The sequence below is a fragment of the Gimesia aquarii genome (assembly GCF_007748195.1).
Lineage (GTDB): Bacteria > Planctomycetota > Planctomycetia > Planctomycetales > Planctomycetaceae > Gimesia > Gimesia aquarii.
Genome location: NZ_CP037920.1, coordinates 2,127,464 through 2,147,189, shown reverse-complemented (window position 1 = coordinate 2,147,189; position 19,726 = coordinate 2,127,464). Strand labels below are relative to the sequence as shown.

The window sequence follows — 19,726 nt, the reverse complement described above, 5'->3', positions numbered from 1 at the left end:
AGAATAACCAATGATTTGGGACTTACACTGTCATCTATCTGGAGTGGATGGAAAAACGGTCGATGAACGTATCGCCCAGTTGATGGATTATGCCGACCGCATGGGAGTCGAAAGACTCGTCTTTTTTATGGGGTGGCCTTTTTTGACAGATCCAACTCCCCAAGAATTTCGAAAACAAAATGATGATGTGATGCAAGCGATCAGCCATTGGCATGACCGGGCATTTGGCTTTGTCTATCTCAATGCAAAATATGTTGAGGAAAGTCTCATAGAATTAGATCGTTGTGTAAAGAACGGGCCGATGGTGGGAGTGAAGCTGTGGGTAGCCACGAGATGTAACGATCCGAAAATCGATCCGATTATCAAACGCGCAGGAGCATTAAACGCGTTAATTTATCAACATACTTGGTTCAAAACAGGTGGTAACCTGGTCGGCGAATCGACAACCAGCGACTTGGCGCTCATGGCGAAACGACATCCGAAGGTTCCTCTTATCGCCGGGCACACGGGTGGTGACTGGGAACTGGGAATTCGTGCCATTCAGAATAGCCCTAATGTGTACGCGGGATTCGGCGGATTTGATCCCACAGCCGGCGCTACTGAAATGGCAGTCCGCACTCTGGGAGCAGATCGGATCATTTATGGCAGCGATATTGGTGGTCGCAGTTTTTCGTCTCAACTGGCCAAAGTACAGGGTGCCGACATTCCTGAAGTTTCCAAGCGATTAATTCTGGGGGGCAACCTCAAACGATTGTTGACTCCCATTTTGAACACGAAGGGGATCAATGTATGATTTTCGATACGAACGTGTACCTTTCCCGGTGGCCCTTCCGACGATTGCCGAATGATGAGACTCCCGCGCTCATTAAGAAGTTAAAGCAGAATCAAATCAGTCAGGGCTTTGCTGGTAGTTTTGACGGGCTCCTGCATAAAGATATCCGATCCGTCAATCAACGTCTGTCTGACGACTGTAAGTCTTTTGGTTCAGGCACACTGATCCCCATAGGAAGTATTAATCTCAACCTTCCGAACTGGGAAGCAGATGTGATTACCTGCCATGAAGAACTTGCGATGCCTGGCTTGCGTCTACACCCCAATTATCATCAATACCAGTTGAGTGATGATAAAGTGAAAAAGCTGTTTGCTATGGCTGCAGAACGAAAGCTCTTCATTCAAATCGCGATGAGAATGGAAGATGATCGCACGCATCATCCGCTGATGAGAATTCCGGATGTCAAATTTGAAGCCCTGCCAGACCTGATGAAACAACACGATCAACTGCAGGTAACAATTCTCAACGGAATGAAATCATTGAGAGGTGCGAAATTAACCAGTCTGACAGAAAGCCCAAACCTCACCGTTGAAATTGCGATGTTGGAGGGAGTCGGCGGGATTGAAAAGCTGATGAAACAAGTCCCATATCAGCAGATTCTCTTCGGATCATATGCTCCTTTTTTCTACTTGGAATCCAGCCTGAATAAACTGAAAGAATCCAACCTGGGAATGGAAATCGAACAGCAAATCATCTGGCAGAATGCACGAAAGCGATTTTTTGTGACTGACTCATAGTAACTGCGTTACTCGGTCCATTCCAGATAGGGATCGAGCCCCATCTTATGAAACATTTCGATCCGGTGCTTTTCCTGCTTCAACATATCACGGCGTTGTTTTCGGTGCAGTTTTTCCAGAAATGACTGAGTATTATTGAAGAAGGAAATCCAACTCGGAGCAAGCTCACCGTTCTCATCTGCTTTGGCAGACTCGATGATTCTTTCGAGTTGATGCGTTTCCAGACAACGTAAGAGTTCATCTTCTAGAGAAAGAAAGAACTGATACTGCCCGGGGTCTCCCTGCCGGGCAGACCGACCAATCAATTGGCGGTCGATCCGTGCGGATGTATGCATCTCAGTTGCAATGACATGCAAACCTCCATTTTCACGCACTTCATCGGTGAGCAGAATGTCGGTTCCACGTCCCGCCATATTGGTAGCGATCGTCACACGTGATGGCTCACCGGCTTTCTTCACAATTGCTGCTTCTTGTTCGTGATACTTGGCATTCAGAATCTGGTGAGGAATCGCTTTCATCGCCAACAAATCACCCAATGTTTCGGAGGCTTCTACAGAAGGCGTTCCCACCAGAACAGGGCATCGTTTTAATCGGATACGTTCTATTTCCTCAACTACGGCCATGCGTTTGGCTTGCACTGTTTTGAACAGACGAGGCGGATCACCGATTCTTAAACAGGGACGATGTGTGGGAACTGAAGTCACCGAGACTTTATATGTTTTGCGAATTTCTTTCTCAGCAAGAGCGGCAGTACCAGTCATTCCTGCGAGATGTGAGTAATTTTGAAAGAAACTTTGCACCGTGATACGAGCTGCCTGTCCTGTTGAAGCGGTCACGGGAACATGCTCCTGTGCTTCGATCGATTGATGAAGCCCATCTTGCCACTTGCGTCCATCCATCATGCGACCCGTCGATTCGTCGACGATCACCACTTCCTCATCCACGACCACGTAATCACGATCTTTCAGAAATCCAAAACGCGCAACTAGAGATTGTTCAACCTGTTTATAGATCCGTTCGGTATCAATAGAATCAAGCAGCGAAGGTTTGGGCATTAACAATACTTTTCGACAACCTTGATCGGTCAGATAAGCAGAACGCTTTTTGGGCTCATAAACAAAGTCTTCTTCTGACTCCAACCGGTGGGTGGCTCGATTACTCCAACGAAACAAATTCACTGAAGCAGCATCGTTCGGCTGGATCAAACCAATAATCAGAGGTGTACGCGCTTCATCAATTAGAACACTATCGGCTTCGTCGATTAATGCAAAATAGTTCCCGCGCTGAACCAGTGGTTCTTTGCCCGATGTTTTATGATTGGAAATCGCCTGCTCTAACTGCCCAGGTGCACTGGCACCAATTCTAATTCGGTCGCGTAGAAAATCAAATCCCATTTCATTGGCTGTGCCATAAGTAATGTCACAAGCGTACGCTGTACGACGATCTTCATCTTCCAAATCTGAAGTAATCGTCCCCACGGAGAGTCCCAACTTATTGAAGACCGGCGACATAATTTCCGCATCACGTTGTGCCAGATAATCATTGACGGTGATCACGTGACAGCCTTTTCCCATCAGAGCACGCAGGTAGGCAGGCAACACGGCAGTCAGGGTTTTACCTTCCCCCGTCTGCATTTCCGCAATACCACCTTCAAACAGAGCCATCCCCCCCATAAGTTGCACAGGGAAATGCTCCATTTTCAAGGTACGCCATGCAGATTCCCGCGCCAACGCATATGCTTCGGGAAGAATTTTCTTCAAAGGTTCGCCAGATTTTGCACGCCAGCGCAATTCTAATGAATACCGTTCCAGCCGATCATCGGTCATTTTTTTAAGCGATTCGCAACGCTTAATGATCCGATTGGCTTCAACTCTCCAACGAGAAATTCGTGATTTCGCGGGACGAAAACCGGTCTTCATCCAATGATAGCTATGAGATGCGACGCCCAAAGTGCCTCCAGGAACGCTCAATAAATCATACAATAGAAATCTGGTTATTAATGAAACTACTCAAGGCAGTGTGACAATAGCTCAATAATTATGACGGACAAATATCTGAAATGTAACGGCAGAAAAGAAAATTCACAAAAGAATAGAGTACGGTATCACAAAGCGAAACCACAAAAAACAACATCTCATAAACTATTGTAATAAATAGACTTGCATCCCATGCTCTTTCAGATTGTCTACAAAGTCACAGTATTTTAATTTAACAACCATATTCATCACAATTTTTTAATCGTGAATTCTCTTTCAGATCCTGAAAAAGAGCCTGCAATAGTAAGTTGTTACAGTGTGTTGACTTAAATCAACATGATTGGGCAAGTTAATGTCTGAAATGTTAGATTAATCTGAACCAATCGTCATTTTTGGTGCAGGTTGTTTTTTGAGTATGCTGGATAGAACCAAATCATGCAAACCGCTCAATTCTACTAAACATTGGAAACATTCCAAATTACCTGTTTTTTTAGGTATGTGTTCCTCTTTAAAATCGGTAGCTGAACATTCAGCAATTTATTGACCTAGAGGTATTGAGACGTGCTTGAGTGTTGAAATCTCTCACCCTTGAAGACCAGTAGAAGACATAAAGATACCAACCCAATGATTTCTAAATTCATGGACAACATGTGGCATCCTCGAAGTAGTAGACACCACCGTCGAAAAAAACAGGCCAAAACTCCACTCGTCGCTACTGAAAAGCTGGAAGATCGGACACTTTTGACTGGGTTGGATCTAATCGCATTCGCACAAGCCTTAACAGCTGCAGATGTAAAGCTCTACGGCGCAGCATGGGACGCAGATACCACAGCACAAAAATCACTTTTTGAAGATGGCGCACAATTTCTTCAATTTGAAGAAGTCACTGATGCTAACCGAGTGTTAAATGCTAACGCAAGCATAGTAGGAATCGATTCATTAGCCAACTTACGCCCCCTCTGGAGGCTCAGTGATGGAACACTGATTGAAGGGAATCAGATCAACTCGATCCAGGAACTCTCTACAGAATTAGGTATCGACATTCCAGTATCCGAAGATCCTTTTCTGAAAGAAATTTCAGATCAAAATCTCCTTTCTGGAACTGCTTTGCATGTCGCGCTAGATGGTTTTGATCCTGAAAATGGTCCACTGACTTATACCGTGGAAAGCAGTAACTCTGATGTAGGAGCGCGGATTCTATCTGGCAATCGTAGTATCCGCATCTCCGTGGAAGGTTATGGAGATATGGTCTTCGAATTGTTTGAAGGCAGAGCCTCTCGTGCAACAGAACGAATTATTTTTCTGGCTGAAAATAATTATTACGATCAAAATGAAAACTACGATGTCGAGTTTCATCAAATTATTGATGGTTTGATTCGAGGTGGCGCGGTTGGAGAAAATGGACCAGCAGGTACGAATCTAGGATTTTTTGATGACCAGTTTCACGCGGAATTACAACATGTGCAATCTGGTTTGCTCACAATGTATAAACAGACTGGAAAACCGGGCGACATTACAGATCCTAATAATATTATACTTGGCGAAACTCATGATGATGAAAATGATGCTCAATTCATGATCACCGACGGACCAAAAAGAATTAACGATTTTCAAAATACGATATTTGGATACCTCATTGAAGGAGAAGAAGTTCGCGAGGCCATTAGCAATATAGCGGTAAGCGACGATATTCCCAACTATACCGTTACCATCGAAACGATAGATGTCTTCACAGATTCAGAAAATGCCACACTGGTTTTGACTGCACCAGAAGGATATACAGGATCGTCGACGATTACGGTTACTGTACAAGATCAGGATGGCAACACACAACAACGCCAATTCGAAGTTAATGTCACTCCGGATCTAATTACTGACGATACTAAACCTGAAAACGCTAATCCCTTCTTAGCTGATATCCCGGATATTCAGGTCAGCCCAGGTTCCTCGGTAGAATATCAGTTGGAAGCAATTGATATCGATCTTGGTGCTCCTAACGGCAATCTTGCAGAAGACTTTGTTTACTTTGATCAATCAAGACTTCAACAGTCTGCTCTGGCTATCCCCGCACCAGCCCAACAAGGACTTTTTTATAACGTTAACCAATTTACCGGATTACTCACTGTTAGTCCCTCGGTTGATCTGGTACCAGGTATTTATGAGATCACCGTTGCTGTTGGGATCAATCAAACGTTTCCCAACGGTGTAGCTGAAGAGTTCTTAGAACTTCAAGATTATCAAGTCATCACAGTCAGAGTCGGTGATCCTCCGGTTGCCAACGATGATTTTTTTGCACTACAAGGTGCAACACCTGGGCCAATCAATATTCTATCAAATGATACAGATTCTGATGGTACACTCGATCTCACATCTGTTGAAATTGTAGATCAACCTGCTCATGGAACAATCACTACAAATGCAGATGGTACTGTGAATTATATCGCCGATGGTTCTGGGTTTATGGGTCTTGGTTCATTTACGTATCGAGTCTACGACAATCTTGGAATATCCTCTAATATAGCAACCGTGGATTTCTCTATTGCTCCTACAGGAGTAATTCTAGTCACAACACTCAATGACCAAACAACCGCGGATGGTAAAGTTTCTCTGCGTGAGGCTATTGAAGCAGCGAATAGTGATAATGCTTTCGATGTCGCCCCTGCGGGAAATGGTCACGATACGATCATGTTTGATCCTGCTTTATTTATCGATGAAGGCTCCGGCTCAACTAGAACAATAGATCTTGCCGGCAGATTTCTCATCACTGACTCACTCACAATTATTGCACCCACATCACCAGAAGGAGATGCATTACTTACCCTAGATGCTGACAATCCTGGTCTGCCATTTCGGCATTTTTTAATCGACGATGGAATATCAGAGAATACTCTCATCGTCAGTCTGCAAAATCTTAAATTAATTAACGCTCAAACAAATGGGAATGGTGGCTCCATTTTTAACTCAGAGCACTTGGTGATCACCAATAGCGAGTTGATCAATAATCAAACAGATACAGGCCTGGGTGGTGCAATTTACAATACAGGTACACTCGAAATCTCAAACTCCTTATTGCAATCGAATAATTCGCAATTTTCAAATGGTGGAGCCATCGCCAGCCAATTTGGATCAGTCACTCTCTATCAGACGACACTTGACGATAACAGAGCAGAAGGTAATGGGGGGGGGATCCACGCCTCAGATGCCGATATTACAATCACAGACAGTCTCGTCTCAAATAATACTGGCTTCGCCGGTGAGGGGGGAGGGCTTTACCAACTAAATGGTCAGCTTAATATTACTAACTCGACTTTTCTCAGTAATTCTAGTCAGGGGCCACTAAACGGTGGAGGAATCTCTGCTTCACAAACAACGACAATCATTACTGGATCGACTTTTCATGACAACCAAAGCATACTATCAGGCGGTGGTTTGTATCAATTAGATGGAAGCCTTTCGATTCGAGATAGTACGTTCTCTGAAAATATAGCCACTAATGGCGATGGTGGAGCAATTCATGCTGGTATGAGGACAGAGGTATCTATCCTGAATTCCACAATTTCCGGAAACGAGGCTGGCCAGGACGGTGGTGGGATTTATTTAGTCGATACTTCTGGGATAGATATACAAAATGAAGAGCTTCCGGATAGAGTCATTGATCACAGCACCGTCGCAGATAACACTGCCGGGAATCAAGGGGGAGGACTCCACGTAAGTTTTGGTGAGGTCAGAGTTAACCATACCATCATCGCAGACAACTCTGCTTCAAATGGTGGAGACGATGCCTGGGGTCTACAGGGAACAATTACTGGAAGCTATAGTCTCGTTGAAAACACAGCCGTTGTGAGCATTAGCGGAACCAACTTTATCACAGGTCTGGATCCCGGCCTATTGCCTCTGGCTGAGAACGGCGGCTTAACAAAAACACACGCCCTCTCTACTGGCAGTGTGGCAATCGACGCTGGTGATCCCGCATTTGACCCGAACACTTTTACCCCCGCTTTGACTTTGGACCAGAGAAACTCAGCTCGTGTAGCGGATGGAAATAATGATTCGATCAGCCGCGTCGATATCGGGGCTTACGAAGCAGAATCAGTGCTAGGCAGTGCTGAACTGACCGTGAAACGGGCAGCCACGAACGTCGGAAGTTCGGGGCAAGTCGGTTCCTTGCCTTCGAATGTCGATTTTATCGATGAGTGGAATCCGGTGATCGTTGAAATCTGGGTGAGTGTAACAAATTCTTCAGAAAACGGAGTGACTGCTGCTTCAGTCGACTTAAGCTTCGACGCACAGTACTTAATTGCCAACTCCATCGAATACGGACCTGAGTTTACTGGAAATCAAACAGGTAACATCGATAACGATGCGGGTATGATCACGGGACTTGGCGCATCAACGACTCAGACTGACCACGGAGCGGAGTCACGTGTTCTGTTAGCACGCGTTCATCTCTCTGTAAAACCGATTCCTTTAAATGCTGACGGCCAATATATTCAACCTGTAGCTAATTTGAATTTTGAAATCTCAAACAGTGATCTCTCTTCCTCATTAGGTGATGTTTCTGTAACAGAGGGAGCGGCGGTTAACTTAACTTTGGTACCCGCCTTATATGATCTCAACGATAATGGCTCCATCGACTTCAAAGACCTGATCCTCTTTGCCTCAGTCTATAATACATCTACTGGTGATCCAGGAGCGCCGGGTGCCTGGGCTGCTGATTTTAACCGCTCCGGAAGAGTTGATTTTCGTGACCTGATCCTGTTTGCTTCAAATTATAATAAGACTCAGGGAAGTGGTCACTTTTTTGCCTATCCATCTAATTTCGATGAAGTCTGGCAACAAAATAATCTGATTACTTCAATCATCAATCCAGTAGAACCAAATCTGGAAACCCTGACATCCGAAAAGGTGGAACCTGTTCTCGATGCTGCCCAAGAACAATTAGATGGCGTTTATGGCGACATTGTGAATGAAGAACTTGCTGATGTAGAAGTTCAAATTGTTGAATTACCTGGAAATCAGTTAGCAAAAGCAGACACAGCTACTAATATTATCTACTTGGATGTAAATGCAGCAGGCTGGGGATGGTTCGTTGACCAGACTCCACTTTCGAATGAAGAATTTAATGGAACCTCAGTCCCAGGAATATTTGAGGCCTCTTTATTTAGCTCTGCAAATGGAAAAATTGATCTGTTGACTGTCTTAATGCATGAATTAAACCACTTACTGGGACACAAACATGATCACGAGGATTCTCTGATGGAACCTGATTTAGCCCCCGGAGAACGAAAACTTTCTTTGAATGAAAGTCAAGACTTTACGGAAACAGATGAATATTTCGGACGTTATTTAGATCCTGAATTCGAAAGCATTTAAATACACATAAAACCCCTGTTCAAATACTTTTACCAGGAAAATACCCCCTAATAAATGTGAGAAATTAGTGTCTCAGACGTCCACAACGTATCAACCAGACTTGGGCTGAACCGTATAACCGATTTGCAAGACTCATTTTTCGGACGATCTTTGAATCTTTTACTTGACATCCGTAGTTTTGTTGCTGCACAATCGGTTTTAAACTGCCTATTTTAACAGAATTTGTAAAAAATAGGCTTATATCAACAAATATCGTGAAAAGTGATTCATCTTTGGATGCGTCTCTTTTTACACACCAAATACTTAAGTGTTTAAAAATAATAGAGTTATCGAAAACTCATCAATAATTCTGTAAAGACAAGCTACTCGCATAAAACAGAGTCTCCTGTTTTGGCATGATATGGAAAGATGCAAATGATGTTTACGAGAACTAAACGTCGTAACCAGCCAGGTCGAATTGGTTCACTACTAGATTACCTTCGCAAAGGTCGTGACAAACGATTAAGAAATCAACGTCTCAACTCATTATCAATTGCGATTTCTACGACTGAGCTCTTAGAAGACAGGACACTGCTTTCAGCAACAAATCCATTCTTTAATCCCAATGCCTACGATAATTCGAATGATGTAACACCAGCAAACTCTAGTGATGATACCTCACACCTCAATATCATTCCACTTTCTCATCAAACACAAGCCGAACAAAGAGCAGCGATTCCCGTCTCTGAAGAAGACAAGCAAAAAAATCGAAATGATTTGGGACAAGTTGATAATCCAGATGGTTTTACACAATTTGCCACAAATGAAAATGAAACCATTGGTACGACAGGCTCAAATGACGATCTATCCAATGCAGAGTTTATTGCTGGCTTTGGAACAGGTCTCAATGATGACTTTGAAGTCGATCTTGCTGGTTTTCTGGCAAATACGGGTATCCTCACATTCGGCCCCTTTGCAGAAGATGATGGCTCAATCCCATTGGCTAATGATCTGGGTTTAGCAAATGGTACCCAAATTAGAGTCGTAGGTGGTACGATCGGGGATGGCCCTCATGGTAGCGCTGGAACCGGAACTGGCGACTTTGACTTTTACCGTCTGGGAGGAGTTCAAGCAGGACAGAGAATTACAGTTTCCGTGGAAGACGCTACGCAATTCTTTGGCTTAGACCCTATTGTCGCTATCTATAGCAGCTCTGGTACTCAAGTGGCTTTTGATGATGATAGTGGCACATTCCTCGATAGCCTGATCAATTTTGTCGCCCCTTTGGATGATGATTACTTTATTATGGTAGGTGGGTTTGGTACAGGCCTCCCCTCTGATCCAAATGATGAAACAAGTGGTGCCGGTGTCGGCCCCAATGCAAGTGCTGAAGGAGTATACAATCTCACTGTAGGTCTTAATGCGGTCGACATCGATTATTATTCCTTTGAACTAGAAGCAGGCGATGTTCTTGGTGCCAATGTATTTGGTGCAGGTCAAACGCTTGCGCTTTATGATTCTACAGGGCAGTTGCTTATCGAATCCTCACGGTTTCTCTCTGATCTCTATCCCGAAGATAGTCCTTTACCAGGAGACGGCAACGCATCTGCTTCTTTCGTAGCACCGACCTCTGGCACTTATTTTGTCTCAGTCACAGGAATTATCGGCCTGTATAATCTTGAATTAAAAGTGTTCCGTCCTGAGTTGGAAACTCAACTCGTCGATTCCGGGGCGGTTCAAACCCTCTTCATTGACTTTGATGGAGCCAATGTCGACCCAGCTCTCTTTGATGATTTTCTGGTCCCCCCCGACATTGCGAATCTCTCTCCTTTAAGTGCTTTCCTCAGTAATTGGGGGTTGACAGATGCAGATGAAGATGCCGTGATTGACGCGATCATGGCAACGATTACGGACAACTTCGCTGATGTTGGCTCACTAGGAAACAATGGTGATTTCTTTGACCCCATCAACGGTGGTAATCCTGGTGATTACGGCATTCGAATTTTGAATAGTCGAGATCATGCCGACCCCTTCGGACAGGAAAACGTCAGTCGGGTAATCGTAGGTGGTACGATCGCTGAACTTGGAATCAGTACCATTGGCATTGCCGAATCAATCGATGTTGGAAACTTTGATACAACTGAATCAGCGGTTGTTCTTCTTGATTTACTCAGTAGTACAAACCCAGCTGACCCTAACTCTCTGAATAATATTATCCGAAACTTTAACACCACGATCATAGATTTGGTGGGAGAGGCAGTTGGAAATATTGTTTCACACGAGGCAGGACACTTCTTCGGGCTTTGGCACACTTCGAGGTTTAACGCCGACTCTCAAATTATGGACGTAGGGGGAGATATTGGCAACAGCATTGGTATCGGTCCTGATGGTTTCTTCGGCACAACCGATGATGATCCTGTCGAATTTGGGACGGACTTCTTGTTTGAATTTCTTGGCAGACAGGATAGTATCAACACATTAGCATTTGGACTTTCTACCGCCGGTAACTTTGGTCTTGATTTCGGGGACGCTCCTGGCCCCTACCCAACACTTCTCGCAGATGACGGAGCCAGACACAGTTTGGAAGGGGGCCTGACACTTGGCTCATCTATCGATCTGGAATTGGATGGACTTCCGAGTCTGGATGCTTCTGGAGATGGAGCCGACGAAGATGGAATCATCTTCCTCTCGAATGGGATTTCTCAAAGCGACGGATTCACTACAATTCAGGTAGAGTCATCTGGTGATGGATTCCTGCAGGGTTGGATTGATTTCAATCGTGATGGAGCCTGGGATATCAGCGAGCAAGTCGTCACTGACCTTCAAGTCACAGCCGGTGTCACTACCGTTCAAATCGCCATCCCACAGGGAGCCGCATTCAGCATTGGTGAAACCTTCGCCCGATTCCGATTGAGCACACAAGCGGGACTTGGTGTCACTGGCTTTGCACCTGATGGTGAAGTTGAAGACTACCGTGTCGATCTTACTCCTTCACGTTTTGGTACTATTACGTTTGATGCAGCCACTTATGATGCCGGTGATTTAATTACCATCACTGTCACTGATGGTGACTTACTGGGATTAGCCACAGTAAATGTACTCGTGACGTCATCGGGTGGAGATTCTGAAACCGTTGTCTTAACGGCAACAGGATCCGGGACCTTCGTAGGTACTATTTTCTCTTCACCTGGTACGGTGGTCACTGAAAACGGAACTTTGGAAGTTGTATTTGGCGAAACCATCACAGCAGCTTACGAAGATGCCGACACAGGCCAAGGCCAACCCGGTAATTTCCTGCTCGAATTTGTATCATCTGGTTTAAACAGTCCACGCGATATCGTATTTGGACCCGATGGTGATCTTTACGTAAGCAATGGTTTTGAAAACTCCAATGGTTCGGACCACAGTATCGAACGATTCAATGGTCAAACAGGAGCTTCTGAAGGTTCCTTTGTGATTCCGGGATCAGGAGGACTTGATGTCCCCAATGGAATGGCCTTTGGCCCTGATGGCAACCTCTATGTTGCCAGTTCTGATACCGGACAAATCCTGCGTTTCGATGGTCAGACAGGAGCGATTATCGGAACAGGTGTGTTTGCATCAGGCGGTGGTCTCGTGGAGCCACGCTTTATTACTTTTGGTCCGGGCTCTGCTCCTGGAGTTCCTGATCTTTATGTGGCAGACACCGGATTTCTACGTGACCGTATATTACGATATGATGGTCTGACAGGTGCCTTCATCGGTGAGTTTGTCGCTCGAAATGAAGGAGGTATGGGCAAACCATATGGTATGACCTTTGATTCTAATGGAAACCTTTATGTAGCCAGCTTCAGTACTAACGAAATTCTGAAATTCGATTCCAATGGTGATGTTGTCCCCGGGGGTCCATTCATTGCCGCTGGTACTGGCGGTCTAGCAAATCCACGTGGTCTGACAATTGGGCCTGATGGATTACTCTATGTTGCGAATGGTGCGACTGAAAGTATCCTCCGCTTCGACCCGGACACAGGCGACTTCATTGACAATTACACCTTCGGACGGGCTGTGCAACTACCATATGGTGTCACGTTTGGTCCTGATAATAACTTGTATGTCGTTGACACCGACCTGGGTCAAGTTCTCAAGTTTGCAGGCCCCTTTGGCACCACAACTCCTCAAACGATTACCGATACAGCACTCATCGTCGCCTCTAATGGTGTTGATTTTGGTGATGCACCTGACTCCTTCCCCAACCTCGTTGGTGATCCAGATGGTGAAGGCCCACAACACGCTCTCAATAATAACGGTCTTCTTTTAGGAAGTGTGGTCTCCGCTGAAGCTGATGGGCAAGAATCTGCAGCCGCTAATCTCGATGATGATGACGGCATCTTGCTGAATCCCATCATTGCCGGCGATTCTGCTTCCACTATTACGGTACTTTCGACTGGAATTGGGTTTATCGATGCCTGGATTGATTTCAACGGCAATGGAACCTGGGAAGCTAATGAGCAAGTTCTCAGTAGCCATGCAGTGGTCGCTGGTGCCAATTCTGTTGCAGTATCATTACCACCGGGAATCGTCGTGGGTGAAGTTGCCGCTCGATTCCGTCTGAGTTCAGCTGGTGGATTAACCACGACTAGCCCTGCCGCTGATGGTGAAGTAGAAGACTATCTGGTCACAATCGTTCCACAAAACTTTGTTGGCTTACTACCTGACCCGAACCGACCTGGAAAATCGGCTCTGTTTATTACAGGTACTCAGCAAAATGACATCATCTTGATCTCGGAAAATTTTGCTGGTCTGATCCAGGTTACGATTAACGGCGTCAATCTTGGAGAGTTTGCTCCCACTGGTGGTGTGTATGCCTGGGGTCTGGGCGGAGACGATCATATCATCGCAGATGACACCTTTTATGATACCGAATCCATGTTCTTCGGTGGCCTTGGCAATGACTACCTACAAGGTGGCTGGGCCAGTGATGTACTAATCGGTGGTGCTGGTAATGATGTTCTCGAAGGTGGCCCTGACGGATTTGATATTCTCATCGGTGGATCGGGATCCGACTTTATTCGTGGTCATGATGAAGCGACATACACAAACTATGGTGCCAATGGTGATATTCTGATTGGTGGTTCTACGGTTTACGACAATGGATTGACCCAACTATTTGGAATTCTATCAGAATGGACGTCTGCTACACCGTTTGGAGATCGTGTCGAAAATATTCGCACACGTGTCACCAACACCGCAACGGGTGTCAATAATATCAAGTTAGATAGCACTACTGTCTTTAACGATGGTGAGGTTGATAAACTCTTTGGAGCTGTTGCCCGAGGTGATGACTGGTTCCTGCTTGATCTGGGACTGGATCTGAACAATGCCGGTGCTCATGATATTCTTAACTAAAACGGCGGCTCACAATTGAAACAGAAACAAGCCCTCTGAATGAAATATTTCAGAGGGCTTGTTTTTTTGACCGTACAACTTAACACCCCTTTCAATTTCACCAACGTTCTACCGGACCATTGGGAGTCTTAATTAAAGCGGTTGCTACTGAAGATTTGCGTTCTCCATGCCGCAAACGAATTTTCGCGACGATATCATGGAATTCGTCGATCGATTCAAATTGTCGTAAGCGATTTTCCAGATCTTCAGGAATTCCCAAACGGGCTCCATACCAAGCAGCAAACTTGCGAATTAACTTGCAACCATAGTCATCATATTGTTCTATCATCAATGTAAAATGCCGAACCAGAAATTGAATTTGTTCTTCTACAGTTGGTTCTGAGAGAGGTTCTTCTCGCCCAACAGCCTGAGAAATCTTACGAAAAATCCAAGGATCAAGCATGGCTCCTCGACCAATGGAAACCGCCTCACACCCGGTTTCGTTTCTCATTTGAAAGGCATCCTCAACCGTACAAATATCGCCATTACCAATCACGGGAATATGATGAACCGCTTCGACTGTTTGTTTGATTCCTTCACGATCAACGGTTCCTCCAAATCCTTGATTGCGAGTGCGGCCATGAATGGTGATTGCTGCTACACCTGCTTTTTCAAATTCTCTCGCCAGGAGAGGTGCTGTAATAGAATCTCGGTCCCATCCCAATCGCATTTTCACTGTCACTGGTATAGAAACGGCATCTACTACATCAGCCACCATCTGACAGGCTGCCTCCGGAGCACACATAATCCTTGCGCCTCCACCGTTCCCGTTGATCTTAGCCATCGGGCATCCCATATTAAGATCGACGGCTTCGTATCCCCGATCTTCTAACCAGCGTGCTCCTCTCACTAACTCGGAAGTGATCCCGCTAAAGATCTGTACGGTAAGAGGCTCATCTTCAACAGAAGTCATTAACAGTGCCTTGGATTTACGGCTGCCGGCCATCATCTGCGAAGCCAGGACCAAATCGGTCGTACATAATCCTAACCCACCCAACTCCCTCAATGCGACACGAAAAGCATACTGCGTATATCCCGCTAAAGGCGCAAGAAAATACCGAGTTTTGAGGATACGATTACCAATTTGGATTTCAGGAGATTCTGTTGATCTCCATTTTGAAAGTAGCATAAGACCAATGTGACTTCGATGAAAACTATGGCAACATTCAGTGGAACAATTCGATTAGTTGCTCTAAAGGTAATCCTACAACATTTGACAGGCTGCCTTCAATCTGTTGAACAAAAATGCTACCACTTCCCTGAACGGCATACCCGCCAGCTTTTCCCAATGATTCTTTAATTGAAAGATACCAATCTAGATATCGGTTAACATAATCGATCCCATGAAAGGTCACCAGTGTTTGCACAACTTCGGTGTTAATTTGATCTCCCGATCGAAAACAAAGACCTGTCAATACTCGATGTGTCTTGCCAGCATAGTAGTCAGTGAACCATTGCCTGACGGTCTGCTTCCATTCGCCCTTTTCAGGAGGTTGTCCCAACACAAGATATTTTGCATCTTCCTGCTCAACCACAACAACGGTATCGGCCGTTAAGATTGGATTTAAGGTGCCTGCGCTCTGCTCGACTTGCTCTAATACGTCATCGTTTTTTGTTTTGCAAATGGAAATCAGTCTCTGACGAATAGATTCTAAATCGCATAGTTGCTCAAAATCCGCTTCTTCTGAATTCTGTGGAGGAATCACTTCAATAGAGGTTATTGGGATAATCTGAGATAGCAATTCTTGACGGCGAGGAGATCTGGATCCCAAAATGATCTTATCAAAGCTTATCATTTTCCTTTGCATTTCATTCAAAATAAAAATATCAAACACAAAATCGTGGCAATGCCCCCCACTACTCCCAGAGTGATCCACCACTGAGGGCGATCACTAAAAGGATGCGTGTTTACACCAACATACTCACCACAAACGGGACAAGCAACTGCCTCCTCATAAACGTCTGCTCCACAATTTGAACAGGGAACAGTCGCCGTCTCAAACTCATCAGAGTCAGTCCCAGCATCCTCATAATCGTCATCAGGCGCTAAATTCCAATCCTCGTCCATCTTCGCATCACTTTCAGAAACGACTGAACTATTGATTTCAAAGAGACATCCTAACACGTATGTCTTCCTGCTTTAAAAAGACAATTCTGTACACCGTCTCACATTAGTAGTGAAAGATCAAAACTCATTCGAAGCTCACAAAATATTAATTTTTTGAGTGAGATTGCGATCATTCCTGGTATCCAATAATGATTTTTATCAGCTGTCATAGAATCAACCATCTTAAAAGACTCTTAATCAATCCACTGAGGTACTTTTACCAACAAAAAGGTAAACATACGCCTCTAATCTAACTCATTTTTTATATCTAGGGAAATACAAACCCGAAGCAAAAATCTTCGATGGATTCTTTTATTCATAATTATTTTACAATCAGAGGAGAAAAGATGCAGCCGCGTATTTCAAAACTGGGCAATCGCTTTGGTTTTACACTTATTGAATTACTTGTGGTGATTGCCATCATTGCGATCTTGATCGCTCTATTGTTACCGGCCGTGCAACAGGCACGCGAAGCAGCTCGTCGCAGTACCTGCAAAAATAATGTAAAACAATTCGGCCTTGCACTGCATAATTATCATGAAACTCACCGCTCTTTTCCTTCAGGTTGGGTTCAACCATCGACCGCTTCTACATGTCAGGCAAGTTCCACGAGCACCAGTGGTTGCTTACCCGGATGGGGATGGGGGACGATGCTTCTCCCCTTTCTGGACCAATCTCCCCTCTATAATGCCCTCAATGTAGGAATGATTAACCTAGTTGTCACTCCTACTGATGAGTCCAAAACTACGCTCCCGCTCTTTCGCTGCCCTTCCGACTCGGGAAGTAAATTGAATTCAGATCGAGGTGGACACGCAACTTCAAACTATAAAGGTGTTTATGGTAGCCGAGGTATTGGGAATACAATTAATACCAGCCCTCATAATGCAGCTGGTGGCAATGGCTCCTTCTGGTCAAATAGCAATACGCGTCTGCGTGACATCCAAGATGGAGCCAGTAATACGGTTCTGATTGGAGAAACCGCCCGAGGCCGTGTGGGGGCCAACACCTATAATGGAGGTATCTGGGTTGGTTACTTTGATAACGGAAAGACGGCTTCCGTTGTCTGGAAAATGGAAAATCATCCTGGTTCGCTGATTAATGGAACCTTACCTTGGGCATTCAGTAGCTCACATACTGGCGGTGCTCACTTTCTATTAGGAGATGGAGCAGTACGTTTCATTAGTGAAAATGTCGATGGTACGACTTACGAAAATCTTGGAAAAATCAGTGACGGAAATGTAATCGGCGAATTTTAAAATGAACGTCTTTCAAATTAGAAGAAGTAAAACGTATCCCCAAAACAAATGCTTTACATTTTGTGTATGGGGATACTTTTAAATCAAGACGATGCAAATCCCTATAAAATGAATTTGCTGAGATCTTCATCTTCAACAATCGCATGCAGTTTTTGTTGTACATAAGAAGCATCAATGGTGATTTTCTTTGTTTTTAAATCGGGTGCTTCAAAACTGACTTCTTCCAAAAGTCGCTCTAAAATCGTATGCAGTCGTCGTGCACCAATATTCTGAGTGGTCTGATTCACCTGAAAAGCAATTTTAGCCAATTCTTCCAGACCATCTTTCTCAAATTTGATTTTCACACCTTCCGTTTTCAACAACTCTTGATATTGCATCGTAATCGAACTCGTTGGCTCGGTCAGAATCCTTAAGAAGTCGTCGCGTGTCAGTTCCTGTAATTCAACTCGAATCGGAAACCGTCCCTGAAGTTCGGGCATTAAGTCGGAAGGTTTTGTGCGATGAAAGGCACCTGCTGCAATAAATAACATATAGTCAGTTTTCACAGAACCGCTACGTGTCTGAACGGTAGTTCCTTCGACAATGGGTAGTAAATCGCGTTGGACACCTTGTCGACTTACATCACCGCCACGGCTTCCGCCTTCTTCAGATGCACAGATTTTGTCGAGTTCATCGATAAAAACAATTCCATTGCGTTCTGCCAATTCAATTGCTTCCTCGGCAATGGCGTCTTTATCCATCAACCCTTCGACTTCCTGTTCGAGCAATACCTTACGCGCCTCGGCAACAGTCAGCTTGCGGCTTTTGCTCTGAGAAGGCATCATTCGCTCTAACATTCCCTGTAGATCAACGTCCATTTGATCCATACCCATATTAGAGAATACCTGCACGGGAGAACTTTTCTGGTCTACAGAAATTTCAACTTCTTTGTCTTCCAGATCCCCTTTACTCAGCATTTTTCGAAATTTGTCTCGTGTGCGCTCGTAGCGTTCTTTTGAATCTTCCTCCTGCCCCCCTTCTGTAGACTCTTGATAGGATGATTCCCAATCCGGAGGCGGAACCAGAAGGTCGAGTAAGCGTTCTTCAACTCGAACCTTTGCTTTATCAACCAGTTCTACCCGTTTCTTTTCACGCACCAGATTCTTAGCAGAATCAACCAGGTCACGTACCATGCTTTCGACATCACGCCCGTAATAACCCACTTCGGTATACTTTGTCGCTTCCACTTTGATGAAGGGCGCATTGATTAACCCAGCCAGACGGCGAGTAATCTCGGTCTTTCCGACTCCAGTTGGCCCAATCATAATAATATTTTTTGGTGTGATTTCTTTTCGGATCTCTTCTGGTAGTTGCTGCCAGCGCCAGCGATTTCGTAAGGCAATCGCTACAGCACGTTTTGCGTCATCCTGACCAACAATATGATTATCCAGCTCTGCGACAATCTGCCGAGGCGTTAACTCTTGCACGAAAGTTCCTCCACGATGATATTATTATTCGTATAAATATCGATTTCTGATGCGATACCTAAAGACGTTTTCACAATTTCTGCGGCCGACAACTGAGAATGCCCTACGAGTGCTCTCGCTGCGGCAGTCGCATAATTCCCCCCGGAACCAATGCCAATGATTCCATCTGAAGGAACGACCACGTCCCCCTGCCCAGTGATAAGCAGACTATGCTCATCATTGACAACTATGATCAGTGCTTCCAGTTTTCGTAAAACCCGGTCAGTCCGCCAATCACGGGCCAGCTCTGTTGCCGCACGTGGCATGTTTCCTGGATAATCCTTGGCTTTGACTTCAAAACGCTCCAAGAGTGAAAAGGCGTCTGCAGTCGATCCCGCAAATCCACACACGACTTGTCCATCCAGAATTTTACGGATCTTACGGGTATCGCTTTTCATTACGGTATCGCCATGGGTCACCTGTCCATCGCCGCCGATCGCCACCTGACCTTGATGACGGACTGTTAAAATCGTCGTGGAACGCCACTTTTTTTTCTGTTTTGAACTCATAACAACTCGACATTTCATAAATAAATGC

Annotated in this window: 11 protein-coding genes; 5 read left to right on the top strand and 6 right to left on the bottom strand. The window is 44.9% G+C overall.

From position 1 onward, the window contains the following. Positions 1 to 10: 10 nt before the first annotated feature. Positions 11 to 793 (top strand): amidohydrolase family protein, encoded by a 783-nt coding sequence (locus tag V144x_RS08555; RefSeq protein ID WP_144984230.1) that lies wholly within the window; start codon positions 11 to 13, stop codon positions 791 to 793. Then, entirely contained in the window at positions 790 to 1,569 is a 780-nt protein-coding gene (locus V144x_RS08550) for an amidohydrolase family protein (protein ID WP_144984228.1), read from the top strand. Before V144x_RS08555 ends, V144x_RS08550 begins: the two co-directional genes overlap by 4 nt. An 8-nt stretch (positions 1,570 to 1,577) precedes the next feature. Here the strand turns inward: V144x_RS08550 and V144x_RS08545 are convergent, their stop codons facing one another. Beyond that, positions 1,578 to 3,518: a preprotein translocase subunit SecA gene (locus V144x_RS08545; protein ID WP_144984225.1), complete on the bottom strand. Its 1,941-nt coding sequence runs from the start codon at positions 3,516 to 3,518 to the stop codon at positions 1,578 to 1,580. A gap of 651 nt (positions 3,519 to 4,169) precedes the next feature. On the opposite strand from V144x_RS08545, the gene V144x_RS08540 reads away from it, so the two are divergent. Next, entirely contained in the window at positions 4,170 to 8,918 is a 4,749-nt protein-coding gene (locus tag V144x_RS08540; protein WP_144984222.1) for a choice-of-anchor Q domain-containing protein, read from the top strand. A gap of 414 nt (positions 8,919 to 9,332) precedes the next feature. Continuing rightward, complete coding sequence (locus V144x_RS08535; protein WP_144984219.1) at positions 9,333 to 14,282, top strand: GEVED domain-containing protein; 4,950 nt, start codon at positions 9,333 to 9,335, stop codon at positions 14,280 to 14,282. 97 nt (positions 14,283 to 14,379) lie between these two features. On the opposite strand, the gene V144x_RS08530 is transcribed toward V144x_RS08535, so the two are convergent. Genes V144x_RS08530 through V144x_RS08520 form a run of 3 tightly spaced genes read right to left on the bottom strand, consistent with a single transcriptional unit; the run spans position 14,380 to position 16,446 of the window. After that, positions 14,380 to 15,450 (bottom strand): tRNA dihydrouridine synthase, encoded by a 1,071-nt coding sequence (locus V144x_RS08530; protein ID WP_144984216.1) that lies wholly within the window; start codon positions 15,448 to 15,450, stop codon positions 14,380 to 14,382. 37 nt (positions 15,451 to 15,487) lie between these two features. Beyond that, positions 15,488 to 16,117, bottom strand: a complete 630-nt coding sequence (locus V144x_RS08525; RefSeq protein WP_197998827.1) for a Maf family protein — start codon at positions 16,115 to 16,117, stop codon at positions 15,488 to 15,490. 17 nt (positions 16,118 to 16,134) lie between these two features. Next, positions 16,135 to 16,446, bottom strand: a complete 312-nt coding sequence (locus V144x_RS08520) for a zinc ribbon domain-containing protein (protein ID WP_144984210.1) — start codon at positions 16,444 to 16,446, stop codon at positions 16,135 to 16,137. A gap of 329 nt (positions 16,447 to 16,775) precedes the next feature. On the opposite strand from V144x_RS08520, the gene V144x_RS08515 reads away from it, so the two are divergent. Next, the gene (locus V144x_RS08515) at positions 16,776 to 17,684 is read left to right on the top strand and encodes a DUF1559 domain-containing protein (RefSeq protein ID WP_144984207.1); all 909 of its coding nucleotides are present in this window, start codon (positions 16,776 to 16,778) and stop codon (positions 17,682 to 17,684) included. 101 nt (positions 17,685 to 17,785) lie between these two features. Here the strand turns inward: V144x_RS08515 and hslU are convergent, their stop codons facing one another. Next, positions 17,786 to 19,150 carry an ATP-dependent protease ATPase subunit HslU gene (gene hslU / locus V144x_RS08510; RefSeq protein ID WP_144984204.1) on the bottom strand — a complete coding sequence of 455 codons (1,365 nt, stop codon included), beginning with the start codon at positions 19,148 to 19,150 and terminating at the stop codon, positions 17,786 to 17,788. Next, complete coding sequence (gene hslV / locus V144x_RS08505) at positions 19,138 to 19,698, bottom strand: ATP-dependent protease subunit HslV (protein WP_144984201.1); 561 nt, start codon at positions 19,696 to 19,698, stop codon at positions 19,138 to 19,140. Before hslV ends, hslU begins: the two co-directional genes overlap by 13 nt. Positions 19,699 to 19,726 lie beyond the last annotated feature (28 nt).

Coding starts and splice junctions, on each gene's coding strand:
- V144x_RS08555 (WP_144984230.1), top strand. CDS start 11: ATGATTTGGGACTTACACTGTCATCTATCTGGAGTGGATGGAAAAACG.
- V144x_RS08550 (WP_144984228.1), top strand. CDS start 790: ATGATTTTCGATACGAACGTGTACCTTTCCCGGTGGCCCTTCCGACGA.
- V144x_RS08540 (WP_144984222.1), top strand. CDS start 4,170: ATGATTTCTAAATTCATGGACAACATGTGGCATCCTCGAAGTAGTAGA.
- V144x_RS08535 (WP_144984219.1), top strand. CDS start 9,333: ATGATGTTTACGAGAACTAAACGTCGTAACCAGCCAGGTCGAATTGGT.
- V144x_RS08530 (WP_144984216.1), bottom strand. CDS start 15,450: ATGCTACTTTCAAAATGGAGATCAACAGAATCTCCTGAAATCCAAATT.
- V144x_RS08525 (WP_197998827.1), bottom strand. CDS start 16,117: ATGATAAGCTTTGATAAGATCATTTTGGGATCCAGATCTCCTCGCCGT.
- V144x_RS08515 (WP_144984207.1), top strand. CDS start 16,776: ATGCAGCCGCGTATTTCAAAACTGGGCAATCGCTTTGGTTTTACACTT.
- hslV (WP_144984201.1), bottom strand. CDS start 19,698: ATGAGTTCAAAACAGAAAAAAAAGTGGCGTTCCACGACGATTTTAACA.